We start from the raw sequence: 15,861 nt of genomic DNA, 5'->3' as shown, positions 1-15,861 counted from the left end.
TTGAAACAAAGAAAAACCTGAAACAAAAAAAAAGTCCCGAAAGGGACTTTTTTTATGAATTTTGTTCTAATTCTTTCTTAGGATGATATCCAAACAAATGGTGTTCTTTTATGATTTCTGCTACTCCGGATGGAAGCATTGGTTCCCAGCCGGTTTTTCCCTGACCAATCATTTTTAATACTTCGCGGGAGAATACATTTAATATGTCTGGATTGTAATCTTTAATGTCTACCACTTTTCCATTGAATTTAAAGAATTTATACAATTCTTTCATTCTAGGATGAACTTTCAGATTATCTGAAGTTATAATTTCTCCATTTTCACCTAACATAGGGTATAAGAATACTTTCATGTCACGGTAAAATAGTTTTCCAAAAGCTTCAAGAATACCTCCACTTAAGTGGCGATAGTATTTCTCATCAAATATATCAACTAAGTTGTTTACACCCATTGCCAATCCCATTCGGGCTTTGGTATAATTAGAGAAATATTCAACAACTTTGTAATATTCCTGAAAGTTTGAAATCATAACTGTTTGACCTAATGAACAAAGTAATTCAGCTCTGTCCATAAAATCACGCTCATCGATTTCACCATCAGAACGTAAGTTTGAAAGTGTAATCTCAAAAACAACCAGTGTATTGTCTTTTTCGACCTTGTTTTCTTCCAGAAACATCTTTAATGATTTCTCATACATGTCAAGATTTACATTGGTAACCGGACGAAAACTTCCTCTAAAAGCAAGAAGGTTCTTTTTGTATAAAACCGCTGCCGGTAAAACATTTTTTCCATCAGGATTAAACATTACCGCATCGGTCATTCCGTTTTTAACCAGCTGTAAACTCATCAAACGATTATCAACATCAGCAAAACGTGGTCCCGAGAAGTTAATGGTATCGATCTCTAATTGATCTTTGTCTAAGTGGTCGTATAAATAACGCAGTAAGCGTTTAGGGTCATTGTATTTGTAGAACGCGCCGTAAATTAAATTTACTCCCAGAATTCCAAGTGTTTCCTGTTGTAATCTCGCGTCAGTTTCTTTAAAACGAATGTGAAGGATAATTTCGTTGTAAGCTTCGTCCGGTTCAATTTGGTATCTGATTCCGACCCAGCCGTGGCCTTTAAATTGTTTGGCAAAATCTATAGTTGCAACGGTGTTTGCATAACTAAAAAAAAGTTTCGTAGGATGTTTCTCTCGGCTTAATCTTTCTTCAATAATTTGACCTTCGAGAGTCAGCATTTTTTTTAATCGCTCTTCGGTAACATATCTCCCATCTTTTTCTGTTCCATACACCGCATCACTAAAATCTTTATCGTACGCAGACATTGCTTTTGCAATTGTTCCCGATGAACCCCCGGATCTGAAAAAATGTCTAACTGTCTCTTGTCCAGCGCCAATTTCAGCAAATGTTCCGTAGATATTCTCGTTTAAATTAATGCGTAAAGCTTTGTCTTTTATGGAAGGAATTTGTTCGATGACCTTGTCACCTTTGAGTTTTATTTCTGTACCCATTTTATTTTAAATAGATTTGTTACAAAGTTAGTAAATTAGGGTTCTAATGAAAGAGAAATAATCCTATTTTTGTAAAAAAATTAAGTTCAATTGAAGGTCTATTTTTTAGGTACTGGTACTTCTCAAGGTATCCCGATTATCGGGGTCGATCATCCCGTTTGTAAAAGCACTGATGCTAAGGATAAAAGGCTTCGTGTATCCATCTGGATTACATGGGATGAACATTCGTATGTTATAGATTGCGGGCCGGATTTCAGACAGCAAATGCTTTCCTGCGGCTGCCGCAAACTTGATGCAATACTGTTTACTCATGAACATGCAGATCATACTGCAGGCCTGGATGATATTCGTCCGTTTAACTTTAGACAAGGCGAAATTCCTGTTTATGCACATGAGCGCGTTATTGCCAATCTCAGACGACGTTTTGATTATGTTTTTGAAACGGTAAACAAATATCCCGGAGCACCAAGCGTTAAAACGATCGAAGTCGTAAACAATCATCCTATTACAGTAGGTGATAAAACAGCAATTCCAATAAATGTGATGCATGGCGATTTGCAGGTTTTTGGTTATCGCATTGATGATTTTGCTTATCTGACAGATGTAAAAACAATTGAACAAGTTGAGATCGAAAAACTTAAAAATTTAAAAGTCCTGGTGGTAAATGCACTGCGTGTTGAGCCACATGATACTCACTTTAACTTGCAGGAAGCGCTTGATTTTATTAATCTTGTAAAACCTGAGAAAGCTTATTTAACGCACATTAGCCATGTTTTAGGCTTTCATGAAGAAGTGCAAAAGCAACTTCCGGAGAATGTTTTTCTGGCTTATGACAATTTAGAAATTACAATTTAATTATACCCCAAAATGAAAAAATCCTTAATGCTTTATCTTTTTATCCTTGCGATATTAATGAATGTTTTTACCTATATGTTTTATAGCCGCGAAGTAAAATTTGGGGAAGAAAGATATGAGAAAACAACCAAGAAACTAAGAGACAGTATTAATCTGGTTTCAGGAAAACTGGCAGAAGCCGATTATTTTTCTTTGGAGCATAATGAAAATGCACAAAATTATTTTGATAATAGTGCATCTGGCGGAAAAGTAATTTTGTATGAAAAACTTATTCCGGCCGTAACAGAAAAATTATTAGATCTGAATTCAAATCCAAAAGGAAATCCTTATACAGGACAGGATATGATCGACGGAAAGAAATTTGTTATTAATAAAGTGAAAATTTTAAACCACAGATGGATCATTGCAGATTATAGCAATGGCGAATTATGGGGAGAAGTCTTATTAAAATACTTTGTTGATATGGATGAAAGTATTACATTTGAAGTAAATCAAACTTGGTTATATCAAAAATAGGATTTTTTAATCCTATTTTTTTTTGCTTAATTTTAAAACTAGAAGATTATGAAAAAGTTGTTTTTGTTTGCAATTATCGTAACTGCTGCATTTTCTTGCGCAAAAAAAGTATCACAGGAAAAAACACCTGCAAAAGAACCACAAAAAGAAAAAATTGTTGGAGCAGATTCTGATGCTCACGGTTGTAAAGGTTCTGCCGGTTATACATGGTCTGTTCTGAAAAAAGAATGCATAAGAGTTTTTGAAGGTATAAGGCTGAACCATGCAGAAGATGGAAAAACATATACTACAGTTGCGTATGTAATTTTTGAAGGAAATAAAGCAGAATTATTTCTGGATACACAAAAAGGATCCATTATTTTAGAAAGAAAATCTGAAGGAGATTCCTGGACAAAAGATGATTACCAGCTAATTCCATGGAAAGGTTATGTTTTGAAAAAAGCAGGTAAAATTCTTTATACGGGACAGTAACACTTGAAATATAAATAGGTAAATGTAAAAAGTGAGATGTAAAATGGTTAAACCAAATTACATCTCACTTTTTAATATTAAGTACTAATTACCAAGCGCTAAACACTAAGAATTAAGTGCTAAGGACTAATTATTAAGGACTAACTACTAAATTATCGTCTTAATAAAATCAGAAGTAACAACCTGAGCAAATTCTTCGTTTAAACTTGCTAAAGCAGTCTGATGGATTATTTCTGCTGAGAATTCTTCGTCGTTTATGCCTTTTTTATTGAAAGTTGCCGTTGCATCAGAAACCAGGTAAGTAGTGTAGCCAAAGTTTCCAGCCATTCTTGTAGTGGTAGAAACACAATGATCTGTGGTTAAGCCAACTATTACAAGTGTATTAATTTTTGCTTTATCCAGTAACTCTTTTAAATTTGTTCCGATAAAAGCACTGTTTACATTCTTTTTGATTATTGTTTCGCCTTCAATTGGTTTTACAATATCCTGAAATTCATTTCCCGGATTTGTCTCGTTTAAAATTGAATTCGGATTAGAAGAGCAATGCTGTACGTGAAAAAGCGGCAGTTTTTTAGCTCTCCAAATTTCGAGAAGTTCACCTGCTTTTTCTTCTGCATTTACATTATTTCGGTCTCCGCCCCAATAAGCAATATCATCAAAACCTTTTTGAATATCAATTAATGTTAATGCGGGATTATCAAGTTTTCTATTGCTCATTTTTTAGTAGTTTTTATAGAATTGTTATGAATTTTAAGTTTAAAATAGAATTAAGTTTATTTGTTTAAGCTTATTCTTAAGTCTGTTAGTTCTATTTGAAATTTAACGGTGGCTTTTAGAGCTGTAAAAACTTTTATTATTGTTTCTAGTGTTACATTTCCAGCATTTTTTTCAAGTTTAGATATTTGTGCTTTTTGAACACCAATAAGTTTTCCTAGTTCTTCCTGAGTTAAATTACGTTCTTTTCGAGTTTGTTTGATTGCATTTCCAATTAAATCCATTTGTAAATCATATTCAAATTGATTTCTGTTTGGAGTTCCAATTTTACCGACAATTTCATCAGTTACTTGATCTAAAGTATATGTTTTCATTTGTGTAAAGTTGTTTTAATCTTTTTCTTTAAAATAATTGAATCTGATTTTGTTTGCTCTTAAAATTTCATTTTGAGGAACTTTACTTTGTTTTTTTATAAATCCATGAGTTGAAACAACAAGCGTGTTTTTTGAATTTGTTTTATCCCAAAATGCTAATAACCGATATTGATTTCCCTGATATAAAGTTCGAAATTCCCAAATCTCATCAGTTAATTTTTTAAAAAGTTCAGGATCATTTTTGGTTTGTGATTTTCTAATGTTATAAATTATTTTTGCGGAATGTTTCGGCTTTAATTCTTTTAGAAAAATAAAGGCTTCTTCTAAAAATAAAATATCAAAAATTTTATCCATTCTTTCATATTACAAAAATACCCAAAAGTTTCTTTGTAAGGAAACTTTTGGGTATTTAAATTATTTTAATCGTTCTAATAAACCAATTTTAGGTTATCGAACTAAAATACAATATAAAAAAAGAAAAAGATTAAAAATTGTAATATTTTTCTTTTTTTTTACAAAGCCAACCAATTCTTAAAATCAAAGAAATTTTGTGGTGCAACACCGTGACCTACAGGATATTCTTTGTAAGTAGCCGGAATGCTTAATTTTTCTAAAATTGCCGGAGTTTTTCTTGCCCATTCAATTGGAATAACCTGATCGACAGTTCCGTGCGAAGCAAATATTTTTAAGTTTTTAAAGTCATTATTTACAAAGCCTTCCTTAATGATTTCGTCATTAAAGTAACCGCTCATTGCTACTACTCGCTGTACTTTTTCAGGATAAGAAAGGGCAACAGAATAACTTAAAATAGATCCCTGGCTAAAACCAATTAACGTTACATTATTAGCATCGATTGGGTATTTAGCAACTAATTCATCAATAAAATCAGCAATTGCATCACGGGAAGTTTTTGCTTGCTCATTATCTGAAAATTTGTTTTGGTCAGCGTCAAAGTTAATCGCGTACCAGGCATAAGCTCCGTATTGTAAATCATAAGGTGCTCTGGCAGAAATTATATAATAATTATCAGGAAGTTCAGTAGCAAAAGAGAATAAGTCAGCTTCATTGCTTCCGTATCCGTGTAATAAAAGCAACAACGGATTTTTGTCTAAAATAACTTTTGGTTCTTGTATTTTATATTCTAAAGATAGATTCATTTTTTAATTGTGAATTGTAAGTTGTGAATTGTGAAATGAGAGTCTCAGTCTCAGTTTTCAGCTTTATCAGAGTTTTTAAGTTTGGAATTTGGAATTTGGAATTTATCCCGAAGCTTCGGGATTGGGATTTTAATTAACCAATGCTTTTAAACCATTTTTGAAAAAGCTCTCCTACCAAAGGTAAAGGTCTTGTTTGTCCCTGAATGGCACTAAAAATTCCGTAAACCCATAAAATAGAGATACAGATCCACATTGGGAAAGTGATAAAGAAACTGTCGAAATTACTTATAATGGCTCCGAAAGAAATAAAAGTTAAAGACAAACCTAAAGCCTGACGGATATGGAAAGAAGCAAAACTGTTTTTGTTTTCAGAATTCATGCTCATAGCAATCAAAACACCAATAATTAGGATGTAGCTGGTAATGGCGATTGATTTGCCCTCTTCGATTGTATTATTCATTTTATTATTTTGTAACAAGTTGATTTTGATTTAAAATTCCGTACACTGAACCTTTTATTTCAGTTCCTAAAAAAGCAGAATTTTTAGATTTTGAAAGAATGTTTTCTTTTGTAAAAGTCGATTTCCCTTCAGGAGTAAAGAATGTAAAGTTTGCTTTAGCACCTTCTTCGATTGTGTTGCTTTCCAGGCCAAAAACCGTTTTACCAGAAGTAAGCTTAGTAACTACAGTTTCTAGTGGTAAAACTGTTAACAAAGCTCCAAAAGCACTTTCTAACCCAATAGTTCCATTTTTAGCGGTATCAAATTCCATTTTTTTGAATTCAATATCAATCGGATTATGGTCTGAGGTAATCATGTCAATAGTTCCATCGGCAATTCCGTTTAGTAGAGCCTGTCTGTCAACTTCTGTGCGTAATGGCGGTGTTACTTTAAAACGAGTATCAAAGCCGTCTAGTTTTTCATCTGTTAAAACCAGATGATGTACAGAAGCACTTGTAGTTACGTTTAATCCTTTTGCTTTAGCTTTTCTGATTAACTGAACAGATTTTGCTGTAGAAATTGTTGGGATATGAAGTTTTCCTCCGGTATATTCTAATAAAAACAAGTTTCTTGAAATTTGAAGTTCTTCCGCTAAATTTGGTATACCTTTTAAACCTAATCTTGTAGAAACAATTCCTTCATTAGCAACTCCGTTTCCTTTGATGTTTGGATCCTGCGAATAGGTAATTACTAAACCGTCAAAATCCTGTACATATTGCAAGGCAATTTTTAGCAAATTGGCATTATCAATACTTCTGTTATAATCTCCAAAGGCTACTGCTCCGGCATTTTTCATGTCGAATAATTCTGCCATATCTTTTCCTTCGCTGGCTTTTGTCAATGCTCCAATTGGGGAAATTTCTGTAGCAAAACCATTTGCTTTGTTTTTTACAAAATTTACCTGAGCCTGATTGTCTATAACAGGGAAGGAGTTTGGCTGAAGAGCAATTGCGGTAAAACCGCTTTTTGCCGCAACGTTTAGTCCATTTGCAATGGTTTCCCGGTCTTCGTAACCTGGTTCTCCTAGAGAAACACTACTGTCAAACCAGCCCTGAGAAATATGAAGATTATCAAATCTTACAATTTCTGCATCATCGTTTGGTAGCGAAACGCCTATTTTTTCTATTAAACCATCTGCAATTAAAAGATCAACGGTCTGGTTATGAAACGGACTTTTGGAGTCGATAATTTTGGCGCTTTTGATGATTATTTTCATATGTAGAGATTTTTTTGTCGTAAAATGATTTTTGTAAAAAGTAAAACGCTTTAGATTATCGTTAAAATTATTTCACAAATTTTATAATTGCCATTTCTAATGCTAAAAATAACAGTGCAAAGATAACAAACCATTTCCAAATCTGACTGTCTGTTCGCTCAGTTTGTAAGGTGTTAAAAATAGTCGAAATGGTATCGGCAGTTTTAAAATCAGAAACTACATTAGTATTTACCTGACTTAAATCGCTTTCGGTTCTTTTGTAATTAAAGCTTAAATTTTCTATCCATTCTTTTTTGTCAAAAATACTGTAATTGCCTGCAGTTTCAGGGAAATCATTGAATGTTAGTTTTACCTTATTGTTTAGTACCTGCTGAATCGGAATGAACGAATCTTCATTTCCTCTTACTTCCAAAATTGCATCTTTTGTTAATAAAGCATCAACAAAATAAGGCTGATTATTGCCAATTGTTAAAGCGTTTACTCCTGTTTTTTGATTGTTCTGTGCTATTTTATAAAATAAAGGAACGATTAATGGGGATTGCTGAAAGTTTGAATTTACAGCATTTATCGGAGCAGAAAATACAACAATTCCCGAAACCTGACTCTGAACGGCAGTTACAAAAGCGCTTTGATCTTCATAAGACAAAACGGCCGGATAAGGACTTGATATATCAAAAGAAGAATTGGTTTTTGGGTATTGAAAATTGGTTATTTTATTTTCAAAAACGCCTGAGAATAAAGGATGATCAAAGTTGATTTTAGTGATGAGTTTACTTTCTGTTTTTAGATTATTGAACTGGATCTTCCCAAGATTTCCTAAAAAGGTATTTAAGTTAGTAACAACAGTTTTCTCAGAAGGAATTACTACCAGATTTCCGCCTTTTGAGACAAAAGCTTTCAGAGTAGTTTGCAATGCCTGAGGAATCTCAACTAATTCATTTAGAATTATTGTGTTTTGTTTTTCCAGACTGTTATAATCTAAAGAACCGATAGAATAATTATTGTAATTAAACTCTGCCGAAGTATAGATTCTGGATAAGAAATTGCTTTTCTCGGGTTCTCCAATACTGATTACGTTTGTTTTTTTTGCTTTAGAAATGCTGAAAAATAATTTATTGTCATAAGTTAAACCATTGTCTTCAATAGAAACATAGCCATGAAAAGCTTCTTTTGGAATCGTAAAGTTGATTTTCTTTTTCTTTGCATCAAAATTAATAATCGTTTTGGCAATTAATTTATTCTGATTGTATAAAGCAGTCGAAACTGGTTTGAAATCTTCTCCATAAGCTGATAAACTAACACTTATTTCATAAAAATTCTCTAAAGTCTGATTGATATAAACACTATCAATTGAAACATTATTTTTTTGTTCGGCTTCAGGAATTATAAAATAGGGTTTTTCTTCTCCATCAATATTTTTGATATCTTTTTCAGTCAGACCAACCACGTCTGTTATAATTACAATGTCTTTTTTATGAGCAGATTTGTGTGCTTTTACTTTTGCTAAAATGGATGAAAGCTCAAATGGAGTTGCGCTGTATTTTAGGTTTTGAAGGGAACTTTTAGAAGATTTAATATCGGTGTTCCAGTAATTTTCTGTGTTTGTTAATAATGAAAACTGGGCATTTTCGGGAGTGTTTTCCAGTAATTCCTGAACGGCACGTTTTAATAATTCCCCTTTTTTGCCTTTTGCCTGCATACTAAATGAATTGTCCAGTATGATATACATTTCGTTGGATGCATTTTTACTGTCTTTTGCTTCAAAAAAAGGTTGTGCAAATGCTAAAATTGCACAGATCAGCAATAATAGTCGGGTTGCCAGTAGTAAACGTTTTTTGATTTTAGAACTTTTACGAGTCTGAACAGCAAGTTCTTTTAAGAAGCGAACATTAGTAAAGTAGGAAGTTTTAAAACGTCGTAATTGAAATAAATGAACCAAAATTGGAACAATCAACAAAAACAGAAAGTATAGAATTTCGGGATGTTTAAAATGCATTCTGGCTTCGATTTACTTCACTACGTTTTATTTTTCGCGAAGATATTGGTCAAAAATACAAATTAAATTATTTAAACCATATAAGTTCAGGTAAGAGATTATAAGTAAATCTTTATAAGAAAGTAAACTAAGTTAATGCCTGTGAAGAAATACGAATAGAAAAACTTTAAATGAGCTTATATAAGTTGCAGAGTTAAAAAAAGTATGAAAAATATAACTTTTGTGATTTCTTTTGTAATAAAGATGGGCTTTCAAAAAGATATTAATACGTATTTTAGCAGTTGTAAAAAAATTAAAAGAAACTATGAAAAGATTATATATGCTGCTTTTTGCAGCTTTTGCAATCACAAATTTACAATCTCAAACTAAATTTAATTTATTAGTTGGTACCTATACTAATACCTGTCAAAGCAATGGAATTTATGTTTATGAATTTGATGCGTCAACGGGAGAATTTAAAATGAAAAACTCTTCTGAAAATGTAATAAGTCCAAGCTATTTGTCGGTTTCCGGGGATAATAAATTTATTTATGCTGTAAATGAAAACGGCTCACAAAGTACTGTAAGTGCTTTTGGATACGATTCTGCAAGCGGAAAGCTTACTTTTTTGAATAAAAATGATGCTTTGGGAGCAGATCCTTGTCATTTAATTAATGATGTTAAAAATGTTATCGTTGCCAATTATTCCGGTGGAAATATAGTGGTTTATAAAAAGAAGACTGACGGAAGTATTTCTGAAGTGCAACAATTGATTCAGCATGAAGGAAAAGGGCCTAATGCGGCGCGTCAGGAAAAAGCACATGTACATATGGTTGTTTTTTCTCCGGATAAAAAGTTTGTTTTGTCAAATGATTTAGGTCTTGATAAAGTCTTTATTTATAAATACAATCCGAGTTCTAAAAATGAAATCCTGACTTTAAAAGGAAGTGTGGATGTTAAACCAGGAAGCGGTCCAAGACATCTGACTTTTAGTAAAGATGGTAAATTTGTTTACTTAGTTCAGGAACTGGATGGCTCGTTGACAACTTTAAGTTATGATAAAACTGGAAATCTAAAAATAGTTGGAGAAACAAGCATTCTTCCAAAAGGATTTACTGGTGGAACTGGTGCTGCAGCAATAAAAATTTCGCCTGACGGACAATTTTTATATTTAACTGACCGTGTAGACGCCAATGCAATTTCGGTTTATAAAATTTTGAAAAACGGAAGTTTAGAATTGGTAGAACAACAAAGTACTTTAGGAAAAGGCCCAAGAGATTTTGTAATTGATCCAACAGGAAATTACCTTCTAGTAGGGCATCAATATACTAATGATATCGTTATTTTTAAAAGAGACAAAACTTCCGGAAAGCTTACGGATACTGGAAAACGAATTGAATTGTGTTCGCCGGTTGGGTTGGTATTTACGAAAATTTAATTATGGATAAATCAAATGTGATTGTTAAAATCGTAGGGGTATTTTTAATAGTAATAGCTTCTTTTTTTATTTTTAGCGATTTATATGTTTTAATAGCACACTGGAAAAGTTTTTGGGAGCTAGACTATTTATTTGCAACGAGAAGAGTTTTTATGTTTGATGCTTTTCGATATTTTTTATTGCTAATTGGAGGATTTGGCCTTTTGTTTAAAAATTTTTCAGGATGGATTTTTTCTCAAACATTTCTTTTTTTGTCGTTATACTATTTGTTAAGTAATGAAATGTATAATTATTGGGTGTATGATCATATTAGTATCAGTAAAGCGATAGGCATTGTAATAGTAGTTCTGATTATAATTTCTATAATAGTCTTTTTAAATAAAAATACGGTCAAACAATATTTAAATATATATAAATATAAAAGAATCAATTTATGGTCAAGTATTTTGACATTAATAATTATAGGCGTTTTGATTCATAGATTATAAAAAAAAATCCAAATTCCAAATGCAGTAACATTTTGGAATTTGGAATTTTTAAGTTTTGTAATTTAATTTTTTTACTTATCCTTATCTTTTCTCTTCTTGTCTCTCGTTTTTAGCATATTTCGATTGACAGAACCATGAGTTTTCTTTTTTGTTTTAGAAGGGCCTCCTAAGTTGACTTTCTTGTTCTTTTTAGATTTTTCATGAAATGCACCATCACCTTCAAGTTTTACTTTTTTCATCAAGAACTTAATTGGCTGTCTGTCTTTTTCAGGTTCAATTAGTTTTAATGAAACTTCAACTTCTTCAGGGAAATCAGTAATTTCAAGTTCCTGATTCATTAAAAGTTCCGTTTCAATTTTAAATTCCTCTTCTCTTGGCGTAACAAAACTAATTGCCGTTCCTGTAGCATCAGCACGACCGGTACGACCAATTCTGTGCATATACAATTCAGGTTCTTCCGGAAGTTCGAAGTTGATAACGTGTGTAATATCAGAAATATCCAAACCTCTCGCCATAATATCAGTTGTGATTAATCCGCGAAGATTTCCTTCCTGAAATTCTGCCATCGTGCTCAAACGGTAATTCTGAGATTTGTTAGAGTGAATTACTCCAAACTGACCTTCAAAATCTTCTTCGATTCTGGTATACAGCATATCAGAAATCTTTTTATTATTAACAAAAACCAAAACACGACTCATGCTTTCGTCGGTTTGTAATAAATGTTTCAGAAGATTTACTTTAGTATTAAAGTTCGGAACATTATACGTGATCTGTGTGATTTTTTCTAGCGGAGTTCCAGAAGCGGCAAGTGTAACTTCTTCCGGGAAATCAAAAAAGTCATTCAATACAGCATCAACTTCATCTGTCATTGTTGCTGAGAATAAAATATTTTGACGTTTGGTTTTCATCATTGCCAAAAGAGCGGTCAATTGTGTGCGGAAACCAAGATTAAGCATTTCATCAAACTCATCAATAACTAGTTTCTGAGTATCATCAAAACGAACTACGGCATCAAGTGCCAAATCCATTGTTCGTCCCGGAGTTCCAACTAAAATATCAACGCCTTCATAAACAGCTTTTTTTTGTGTATTGATGTTTACGCCACCATAAATACCAAGTGTTTTAACCGACATGAATTTTGTTAGTTTTTCTACTTCTTCAACAACCTGAACTACCAATTCACGGGTTGGAACAAGTACTACAATTTTTGGCGTATTGGTATTTGTAAATTTGTATAATTTTAAAAGAGGCAGTAGGTAAGCAAATGTTTTTCCGGTACCGGTTTGCGCAATTCCCATCATATCTCGTCCAGACATAATCACTGAAAAGGATTTTTCCTGAATAGGAGTAGGAGTAACAAAACCTAATTCGTCGACTGCTTTTTGTAAAGATTTTGGAAGATTGAATTTTTCGAAAGTGCTCATTTGCATTAAATTTTGTGCAAATGTACGGTAAATTCATGGTTAGAGCGCAAGATTTTTCGAATCATCTAAAGTTTTGTTTGTATAATTGTTTGATTTTCAGTTTTAAAAAGTGTTTTATTCGTGTTTAATTATGTTTAAAAGTATCTGATGTATAAAAATTATATGGCTAAAATTTTTAATATTTTTGAAAAAAGTAAGAAAAAAAACTGCTAACAGATTAAAGTAAGATGTCAACATATTCGCAGACCAATATTAAATGTAATGATATTCAAATTGTAGTAACAGAGTTAAAGAAATATTTGCCTATTGGCAGAGAAATATGGTTTGATACCAGAAAACCATGGTTTTATAATGTACCGCACGAAGAAAATTCTTTTGATGGTGACAATCTAACCATAGTAGTATCCAAAAATCTAAGCAAAGACTGGGTCGAAATTGAGTTTGATTTTCAGTTTGGTTTATACTTTTTTGATGAAATTTTAAAACAGATTTCTAAAAATCTGAATACTGAGATTTTGTTAACCTACTACCAATCTACTAGTGATGAAGGTCGATTAGCTAAATTTAAAAATGGGCAATTGGAATTGTCTTATATTGAAGAGTACCGTGATGAAGTTGTTATTGAAAACAATTTGCGAACTATAAAATCCAACTACGTGGCAGACAATTTTGGTGTTTCTGGTTCAAGCATAGAATTGCTTAAAAACTCAAAATTGGGAGAAGAATTTCTATTAATTGATTACGATTTAATAAATGAATTTTATAGATCAGAGGGATGGGAAGCTGATTCAGGGAAAAATATTTTTTCCGAGTGGGACTATTTGCATCTGGAACAATTGAAATAATTAGCTGTTTAAAAATTTAAAACCCTTCAAAAACTCCTAATCCAAAAAGTGCAAAATCGTATTTTACAGGATCCTGAGCGTTCATTTCTCTTAATTTGGTGTCTAATTCCAATAAAGCTTTAGCGTCATTTTGCTTTCGCGAAAGAATGCCAAGTTTGCGTGCTACATTCCCGGAATGAACATCCAGAGGACAAGATAATGCCGAAGGTGAAATACTTTTCCAGATTCCTAAATCGACTCCTTTGGTGTCCTGACGAACCATCCATCGCAAATACATGTTGATTCTTTTGGCAGCAGAGTTATTTAAAGGATCTGAAATATGTTTTTGAGTTCGTGGTAAATGATCAATTTCGAAAAATATTTTTTTGAATTCGCTGATGCTTTTCTGCAGACTGTCTTTTTCCTGATTTTTGGCAAACACAGCTTCTAGTCCGTTATGGTTTTTGTAAATGTGCTGTAAACCTTTTATAAATCCGCCAAGATCTTTTCCGTTGAATGTTCTGTGAACAAAAGTTTCAAGATGAGCCAAATCATCTTCAGAGTGTGACATCACAAAATCATACGGTGTATTACCCATCAATTCCATCATTTGATGTGAATTTTTGATGATCATTTTGCGATTTCCCCAGGCAATCGTAGCGCTTAAAAAGCCGGCAATTTCGATATCTTCTTTCTGCGAAAATAAATGCGGAATTTGTACCGGATCACTTTCTATAAAATCCTGATTGTTATATTGAATGACTTTTTCGTCCAGAAATTCTTTAAGTTCTATTTGAGTCATGTATAACCGTTTCTAAATTACTAATTAAACCATCAACCATAACTAATTTTCGGTCAGCCATATTGGCCAATTCTTCGTTGTGGGTTACAATGACAAATGTTTGTCCAAACTCATCTCTAAGCTGAAAAAATAACTGATGCAGGTTTTCTGCAGAGTGAGTGTCTAAGTTTCCTGAAGGTTCATCTGCAAAAATTACATCAGGTTTATTGATTAGGGCGCGGGCCACGGCAACACGCTGTTGTTCTCCACCAGAAAGTTCGTTTGGTTTGTGATCTATGCGATGAGATAATCCCAGGAAAGTTAATAGTTTTTTAGCTTCAGCTTCTGTTTCGGCTGGTTTTTTACCGGCAATATAAGCAGGAATACAAACATTCTCAAGAGCTGTAAACTCAGGTAAAAGCTGATGAAACTGAAAAATAAATCCTAAATTCAGGTTTCTGAATTTTGATAAAGCTTTATCGTTTAAACCTAAGATATTTTCGCCATTAATAGTCAAAGATGTCTCTGAGTTTAATTTTGAAGGTTTATCCAATGTGCCTAAAATATGTAACAAAGTGGTTTTTCCGGCTCCCGATGCACCCACAATAGAAACTATTTCTCCTTTTTTAATATGTAAATCAACTCCTTTTAAAACTTCAAGCTGATCGTAGAATTTATGTATATTTTTTGCGTGTATCATTTTTAGAAACCATTTCTACAAAGAAACAAAGAATCTAGCGATATAAAAATGGGTTGTAACAGAATTTTATGAAGTAATTTGCGTTTATCTTTACCTTGTAATGAAACAATATTGAAAAATGAAATTAAAATTATTTCTATTCATATTCATAGCGGGGCTTTCTATAGTTTTGGTAAGTACCAAAGAATATTCGGAAGATCTATTTCTGACTTATAAGGTCGATGTTAAAAGGCAGAATTTGCAATTATTTTGGAAAGACGAAAAAGGTAAGCGTTTTGGCAGTATAGAGAATCTCAAACTTTGGACTGCAAAAAAGAATCTTACATTAGATTTTGCGATGAATGCTGGAATGTACAAAGCAGATCATTCTCCTCAGGGGCTATATATTGAAAATCAGAAACAATTAGTTTCTTTAGATACTGCAAATGCAGAAGGAAATTTTTATTTAAAACCTAATGGTGTATTTTTTATTACGACTAAAAAAGCAGCAGCAATTTGCATCACAGAAAAGTTTAGAAATAATAAAGAAATAATATTTGCTACACAATCCGGACCAATGTTGGTGATTGATGATGAAATTCATTCAAGTTTTAAAGAAGGCTCAAAAAATCTAAATATTAGGAATGGAGTAGGTATTTTGCCCAATGGTGAGGTGGTTTTTGTGTTGTCTAAGAAAGATGTTAATTTCTATGATTTTGCTAATTATTTTAAAAGTTTAGGATGTAAAAATGCACTCTATCTTGATGGGTTTGTATCGCGTGCGTATCTTCCGTCTCAAAATTGGATTCAGACAGATGGAGATTTTGGTGCGTTATTTGCAGTAACAAGAAAAAACAAATTAAAATAGAAATTTTGAAATTAAATTTAAGATTGAAATAAAATACTTCTCATGAATTATTTTTAATTTTAATTAACT

General features: G+C 32.4%; 18 protein-coding genes. 7 read left to right on the top strand and 11 right to left on the bottom strand.

The genetic code is table 11. From position 1 onward, the window contains the following. Positions 1 to 52 precede the first annotated feature (52 nt). Positions 53 to 1,513: a TonB-dependent receptor gene (locus OLM51_RS15775; protein WP_264551557.1), complete on the bottom strand. Its 1,461-nt coding sequence runs from the start codon at positions 1,511 to 1,513 to the stop codon at positions 53 to 55. Positions 1,514 to 1,603: 90 nt separating this feature from the next. Between OLM51_RS15775 and OLM51_RS15770 the strand changes: the two genes are divergently transcribed. Genes OLM51_RS15770 through OLM51_RS15760 form a run of 3 tightly spaced genes read left to right on the top strand, consistent with a single transcriptional unit; the run spans position 1,604 to position 3,355 of the window. Then, positions 1,604 to 2,368 carry an MBL fold metallo-hydrolase gene (locus tag OLM51_RS15770; protein ID WP_264551556.1) on the top strand — a complete coding sequence of 255 codons (765 nt, stop codon included), beginning with the start codon at positions 1,604 to 1,606 and terminating at the stop codon, positions 2,366 to 2,368. 12 nt (positions 2,369 to 2,380) lie between these two features. Next, on the top strand, positions 2,381 to 2,884 hold the full coding sequence (locus tag OLM51_RS15765) for a hypothetical protein (protein WP_213255478.1): 504 nt from the start codon (positions 2,381 to 2,383) through the stop codon (positions 2,882 to 2,884). 48 nt (positions 2,885 to 2,932) lie between these two features. Then, entirely contained in the window at positions 2,933 to 3,355 is a 423-nt protein-coding gene (locus OLM51_RS15760; protein ID WP_264551555.1) for a hypothetical protein, read from the top strand. A 147-nt stretch (positions 3,356 to 3,502) separates the two neighbouring features. On the opposite strand, the gene OLM51_RS15755 is transcribed toward OLM51_RS15760, so the two are convergent. The 7 genes from OLM51_RS15755 to OLM51_RS15725 form a co-directional block, all read right to left on the bottom strand. Further along, complete coding sequence (locus OLM51_RS15755; RefSeq protein ID WP_264551554.1) at positions 3,503 to 4,072, bottom strand: cysteine hydrolase family protein; 570 nt, start codon at positions 4,070 to 4,072, stop codon at positions 3,503 to 3,505. A 56-nt stretch (positions 4,073 to 4,128) separates the two neighbouring features. Beyond that, positions 4,129 to 4,443: a helix-turn-helix domain-containing protein gene (locus OLM51_RS15750; RefSeq protein ID WP_264551553.1), complete on the bottom strand. Its 315-nt coding sequence runs from the start codon at positions 4,441 to 4,443 to the stop codon at positions 4,129 to 4,131. A 15-nt stretch (positions 4,444 to 4,458) separates the two neighbouring features. After that, positions 4,459 to 4,797 (bottom strand): type II toxin-antitoxin system RelE/ParE family toxin, encoded by a 339-nt coding sequence (locus OLM51_RS15745; protein WP_264551552.1) that lies wholly within the window; start codon positions 4,795 to 4,797, stop codon positions 4,459 to 4,461. A 158-nt stretch (positions 4,798 to 4,955) separates the two neighbouring features. Next, positions 4,956 to 5,600: an alpha/beta hydrolase gene (locus OLM51_RS15740; protein WP_264551551.1), complete on the bottom strand. Its 645-nt coding sequence runs from the start codon at positions 5,598 to 5,600 to the stop codon at positions 4,956 to 4,958. 133 nt (positions 5,601 to 5,733) lie between these two features. After that, positions 5,734 to 6,060, bottom strand: coding sequence for a hypothetical protein (locus OLM51_RS15735; protein ID WP_264551550.1), 327 nt, complete (start codon positions 6,058 to 6,060; stop codon positions 5,734 to 5,736). 4 nt (positions 6,061 to 6,064) lie between these two features. Beyond that, complete coding sequence (locus OLM51_RS15730) at positions 6,065 to 7,315, bottom strand: dihydroorotase (RefSeq protein WP_264551549.1); 1,251 nt, start codon at positions 7,313 to 7,315, stop codon at positions 6,065 to 6,067. Positions 7,316 to 7,382: 67 nt separating this feature from the next. After that, on the bottom strand, positions 7,383 to 9,311 hold the full coding sequence (locus OLM51_RS15725) for a vWA domain-containing protein (RefSeq protein ID WP_264551548.1): 1,929 nt from the start codon (positions 9,309 to 9,311) through the stop codon (positions 7,383 to 7,385). A 304-nt stretch (positions 9,312 to 9,615) separates the two neighbouring features. On the opposite strand from OLM51_RS15725, the gene OLM51_RS15720 reads away from it, so the two are divergent. Both OLM51_RS15720 and OLM51_RS15715 read left to right on the top strand, forming a co-directional pair. After that, positions 9,616 to 10,728 carry a lactonase family protein gene (locus OLM51_RS15720; protein ID WP_264551547.1) on the top strand — a complete coding sequence of 371 codons (1,113 nt, stop codon included), beginning with the start codon at positions 9,616 to 9,618 and terminating at the stop codon, positions 10,726 to 10,728. 2 nt (positions 10,729 to 10,730) lie between these two features. Beyond that, on the top strand, positions 10,731 to 11,216 hold the full coding sequence (locus OLM51_RS15715) for a hypothetical protein (RefSeq protein WP_264551546.1): 486 nt from the start codon (positions 10,731 to 10,733) through the stop codon (positions 11,214 to 11,216). 71 nt (positions 11,217 to 11,287) lie between these two features. Here OLM51_RS15715 and OLM51_RS15710 read toward each other — a convergent pair whose 3' ends face one another. Further along, positions 11,288 to 12,640: a DEAD/DEAH box helicase gene (locus OLM51_RS15710; protein WP_264551545.1), complete on the bottom strand. Its 1,353-nt coding sequence runs from the start codon at positions 12,638 to 12,640 to the stop codon at positions 11,288 to 11,290. 227 nt (positions 12,641 to 12,867) lie between these two features. On the opposite strand from OLM51_RS15710, the gene OLM51_RS15705 reads away from it, so the two are divergent. Further along, entirely contained in the window at positions 12,868 to 13,485 is a 618-nt protein-coding gene (locus tag OLM51_RS15705; protein WP_264551544.1) for a hypothetical protein, read from the top strand. Positions 13,486 to 13,501: 16 nt separating this feature from the next. Here the strand turns inward: OLM51_RS15705 and OLM51_RS15700 are convergent, their stop codons facing one another. Further along, positions 13,502 to 14,266, bottom strand: a complete 765-nt coding sequence (locus OLM51_RS15700; protein ID WP_264551543.1) for a TIGR02757 family protein — start codon at positions 14,264 to 14,266, stop codon at positions 13,502 to 13,504. Continuing rightward, positions 14,247 to 14,945 (bottom strand): ABC transporter ATP-binding protein, encoded by a 699-nt coding sequence (locus tag OLM51_RS15695; RefSeq protein WP_264551542.1) that lies wholly within the window; start codon positions 14,943 to 14,945, stop codon positions 14,247 to 14,249. Before OLM51_RS15695 ends, OLM51_RS15700 begins: the two co-directional genes overlap by 20 nt. A gap of 118 nt (positions 14,946 to 15,063) precedes the next feature. Here OLM51_RS15695 and OLM51_RS15690 point away from each other — a divergent pair, with 118 nt between their 5' ends. Then, on the top strand, positions 15,064 to 15,792 hold the full coding sequence (locus OLM51_RS15690; RefSeq protein WP_264551541.1) for a phosphodiester glycosidase family protein: 729 nt from the start codon (positions 15,064 to 15,066) through the stop codon (positions 15,790 to 15,792). Positions 15,793 to 15,861: the final 69 nt, after the last annotated feature.

The organism is Flavobacterium sp. N2038, from assembly GCF_025947185.1.
Taxonomy (GTDB): Bacteria; Bacteroidota; Bacteroidia; order Flavobacteriales; family Flavobacteriaceae; genus Flavobacterium.
Note: the sequence above shows the minus strand (reverse complement) of the source record. Positions and strands in the feature narration are given on the sequence as shown.

Bases quoted from the DNA above. Each gene is read 5' to 3' on its own strand.
- OLM51_RS15695 (WP_264551542.1), bottom strand. From the start codon at position 14,945: ATGATACACGCAAAAAATATACATAAATTCTACGATCAGCTTGAAGTT.
- OLM51_RS15730 (WP_264551549.1), bottom strand. From the start codon at position 7,315: ATGAAAATAATCATCAAAAGCGCCAAAATTATCGACTCCAAAAGTCCG.
- OLM51_RS15740 (WP_264551551.1), bottom strand. From the start codon at position 5,600: ATGAATCTATCTTTAGAATATAAAATACAAGAACCAAAAGTTATTTTA.
- OLM51_RS15755 (WP_264551554.1), bottom strand. From the start codon at position 4,072: ATGAGCAATAGAAAACTTGATAATCCCGCATTAACATTAATTGATATT.
- OLM51_RS15760 (WP_264551555.1), top strand. From the start codon at position 2,933: ATGAAAAAGTTGTTTTTGTTTGCAATTATCGTAACTGCTGCATTTTCT.
- OLM51_RS15705 (WP_264551544.1), top strand. From the start codon at position 12,868: ATGTCAACATATTCGCAGACCAATATTAAATGTAATGATATTCAAATT.
- OLM51_RS15710 (WP_264551545.1), bottom strand. From the start codon at position 12,640: ATGAGCACTTTCGAAAAATTCAATCTTCCAAAATCTTTACAAAAAGCA.
- OLM51_RS15720 (WP_264551547.1), top strand. From the start codon at position 9,616: ATGAAAAGATTATATATGCTGCTTTTTGCAGCTTTTGCAATCACAAAT.
- OLM51_RS15700 (WP_264551543.1), bottom strand. From the start codon at position 14,266: ATGACTCAAATAGAACTTAAAGAATTTCTGGACGAAAAAGTCATTCAA.
- OLM51_RS15750 (WP_264551553.1), bottom strand. From the start codon at position 4,443: ATGAAAACATATACTTTAGATCAAGTAACTGATGAAATTGTCGGTAAA.
- OLM51_RS15735 (WP_264551550.1), bottom strand. From the start codon at position 6,060: ATGAATAATACAATCGAAGAGGGCAAATCAATCGCCATTACCAGCTAC.
- OLM51_RS15745 (WP_264551552.1), bottom strand. From the start codon at position 4,797: ATGGATAAAATTTTTGATATTTTATTTTTAGAAGAAGCCTTTATTTTT.
- OLM51_RS15690 (WP_264551541.1), top strand. From the start codon at position 15,064: ATGAAATTAAAATTATTTCTATTCATATTCATAGCGGGGCTTTCTATA.
- OLM51_RS15765 (WP_213255478.1), top strand. From the start codon at position 2,381: ATGAAAAAATCCTTAATGCTTTATCTTTTTATCCTTGCGATATTAATG.
- OLM51_RS15725 (WP_264551548.1), bottom strand. From the start codon at position 9,311: ATGCATTTTAAACATCCCGAAATTCTATACTTTCTGTTTTTGTTGATT.
- OLM51_RS15715 (WP_264551546.1), top strand. From the start codon at position 10,731: ATGGATAAATCAAATGTGATTGTTAAAATCGTAGGGGTATTTTTAATA.
- OLM51_RS15775 (WP_264551557.1), bottom strand. From the start codon at position 1,513: ATGGGTACAGAAATAAAACTCAAAGGTGACAAGGTCATCGAACAAATT.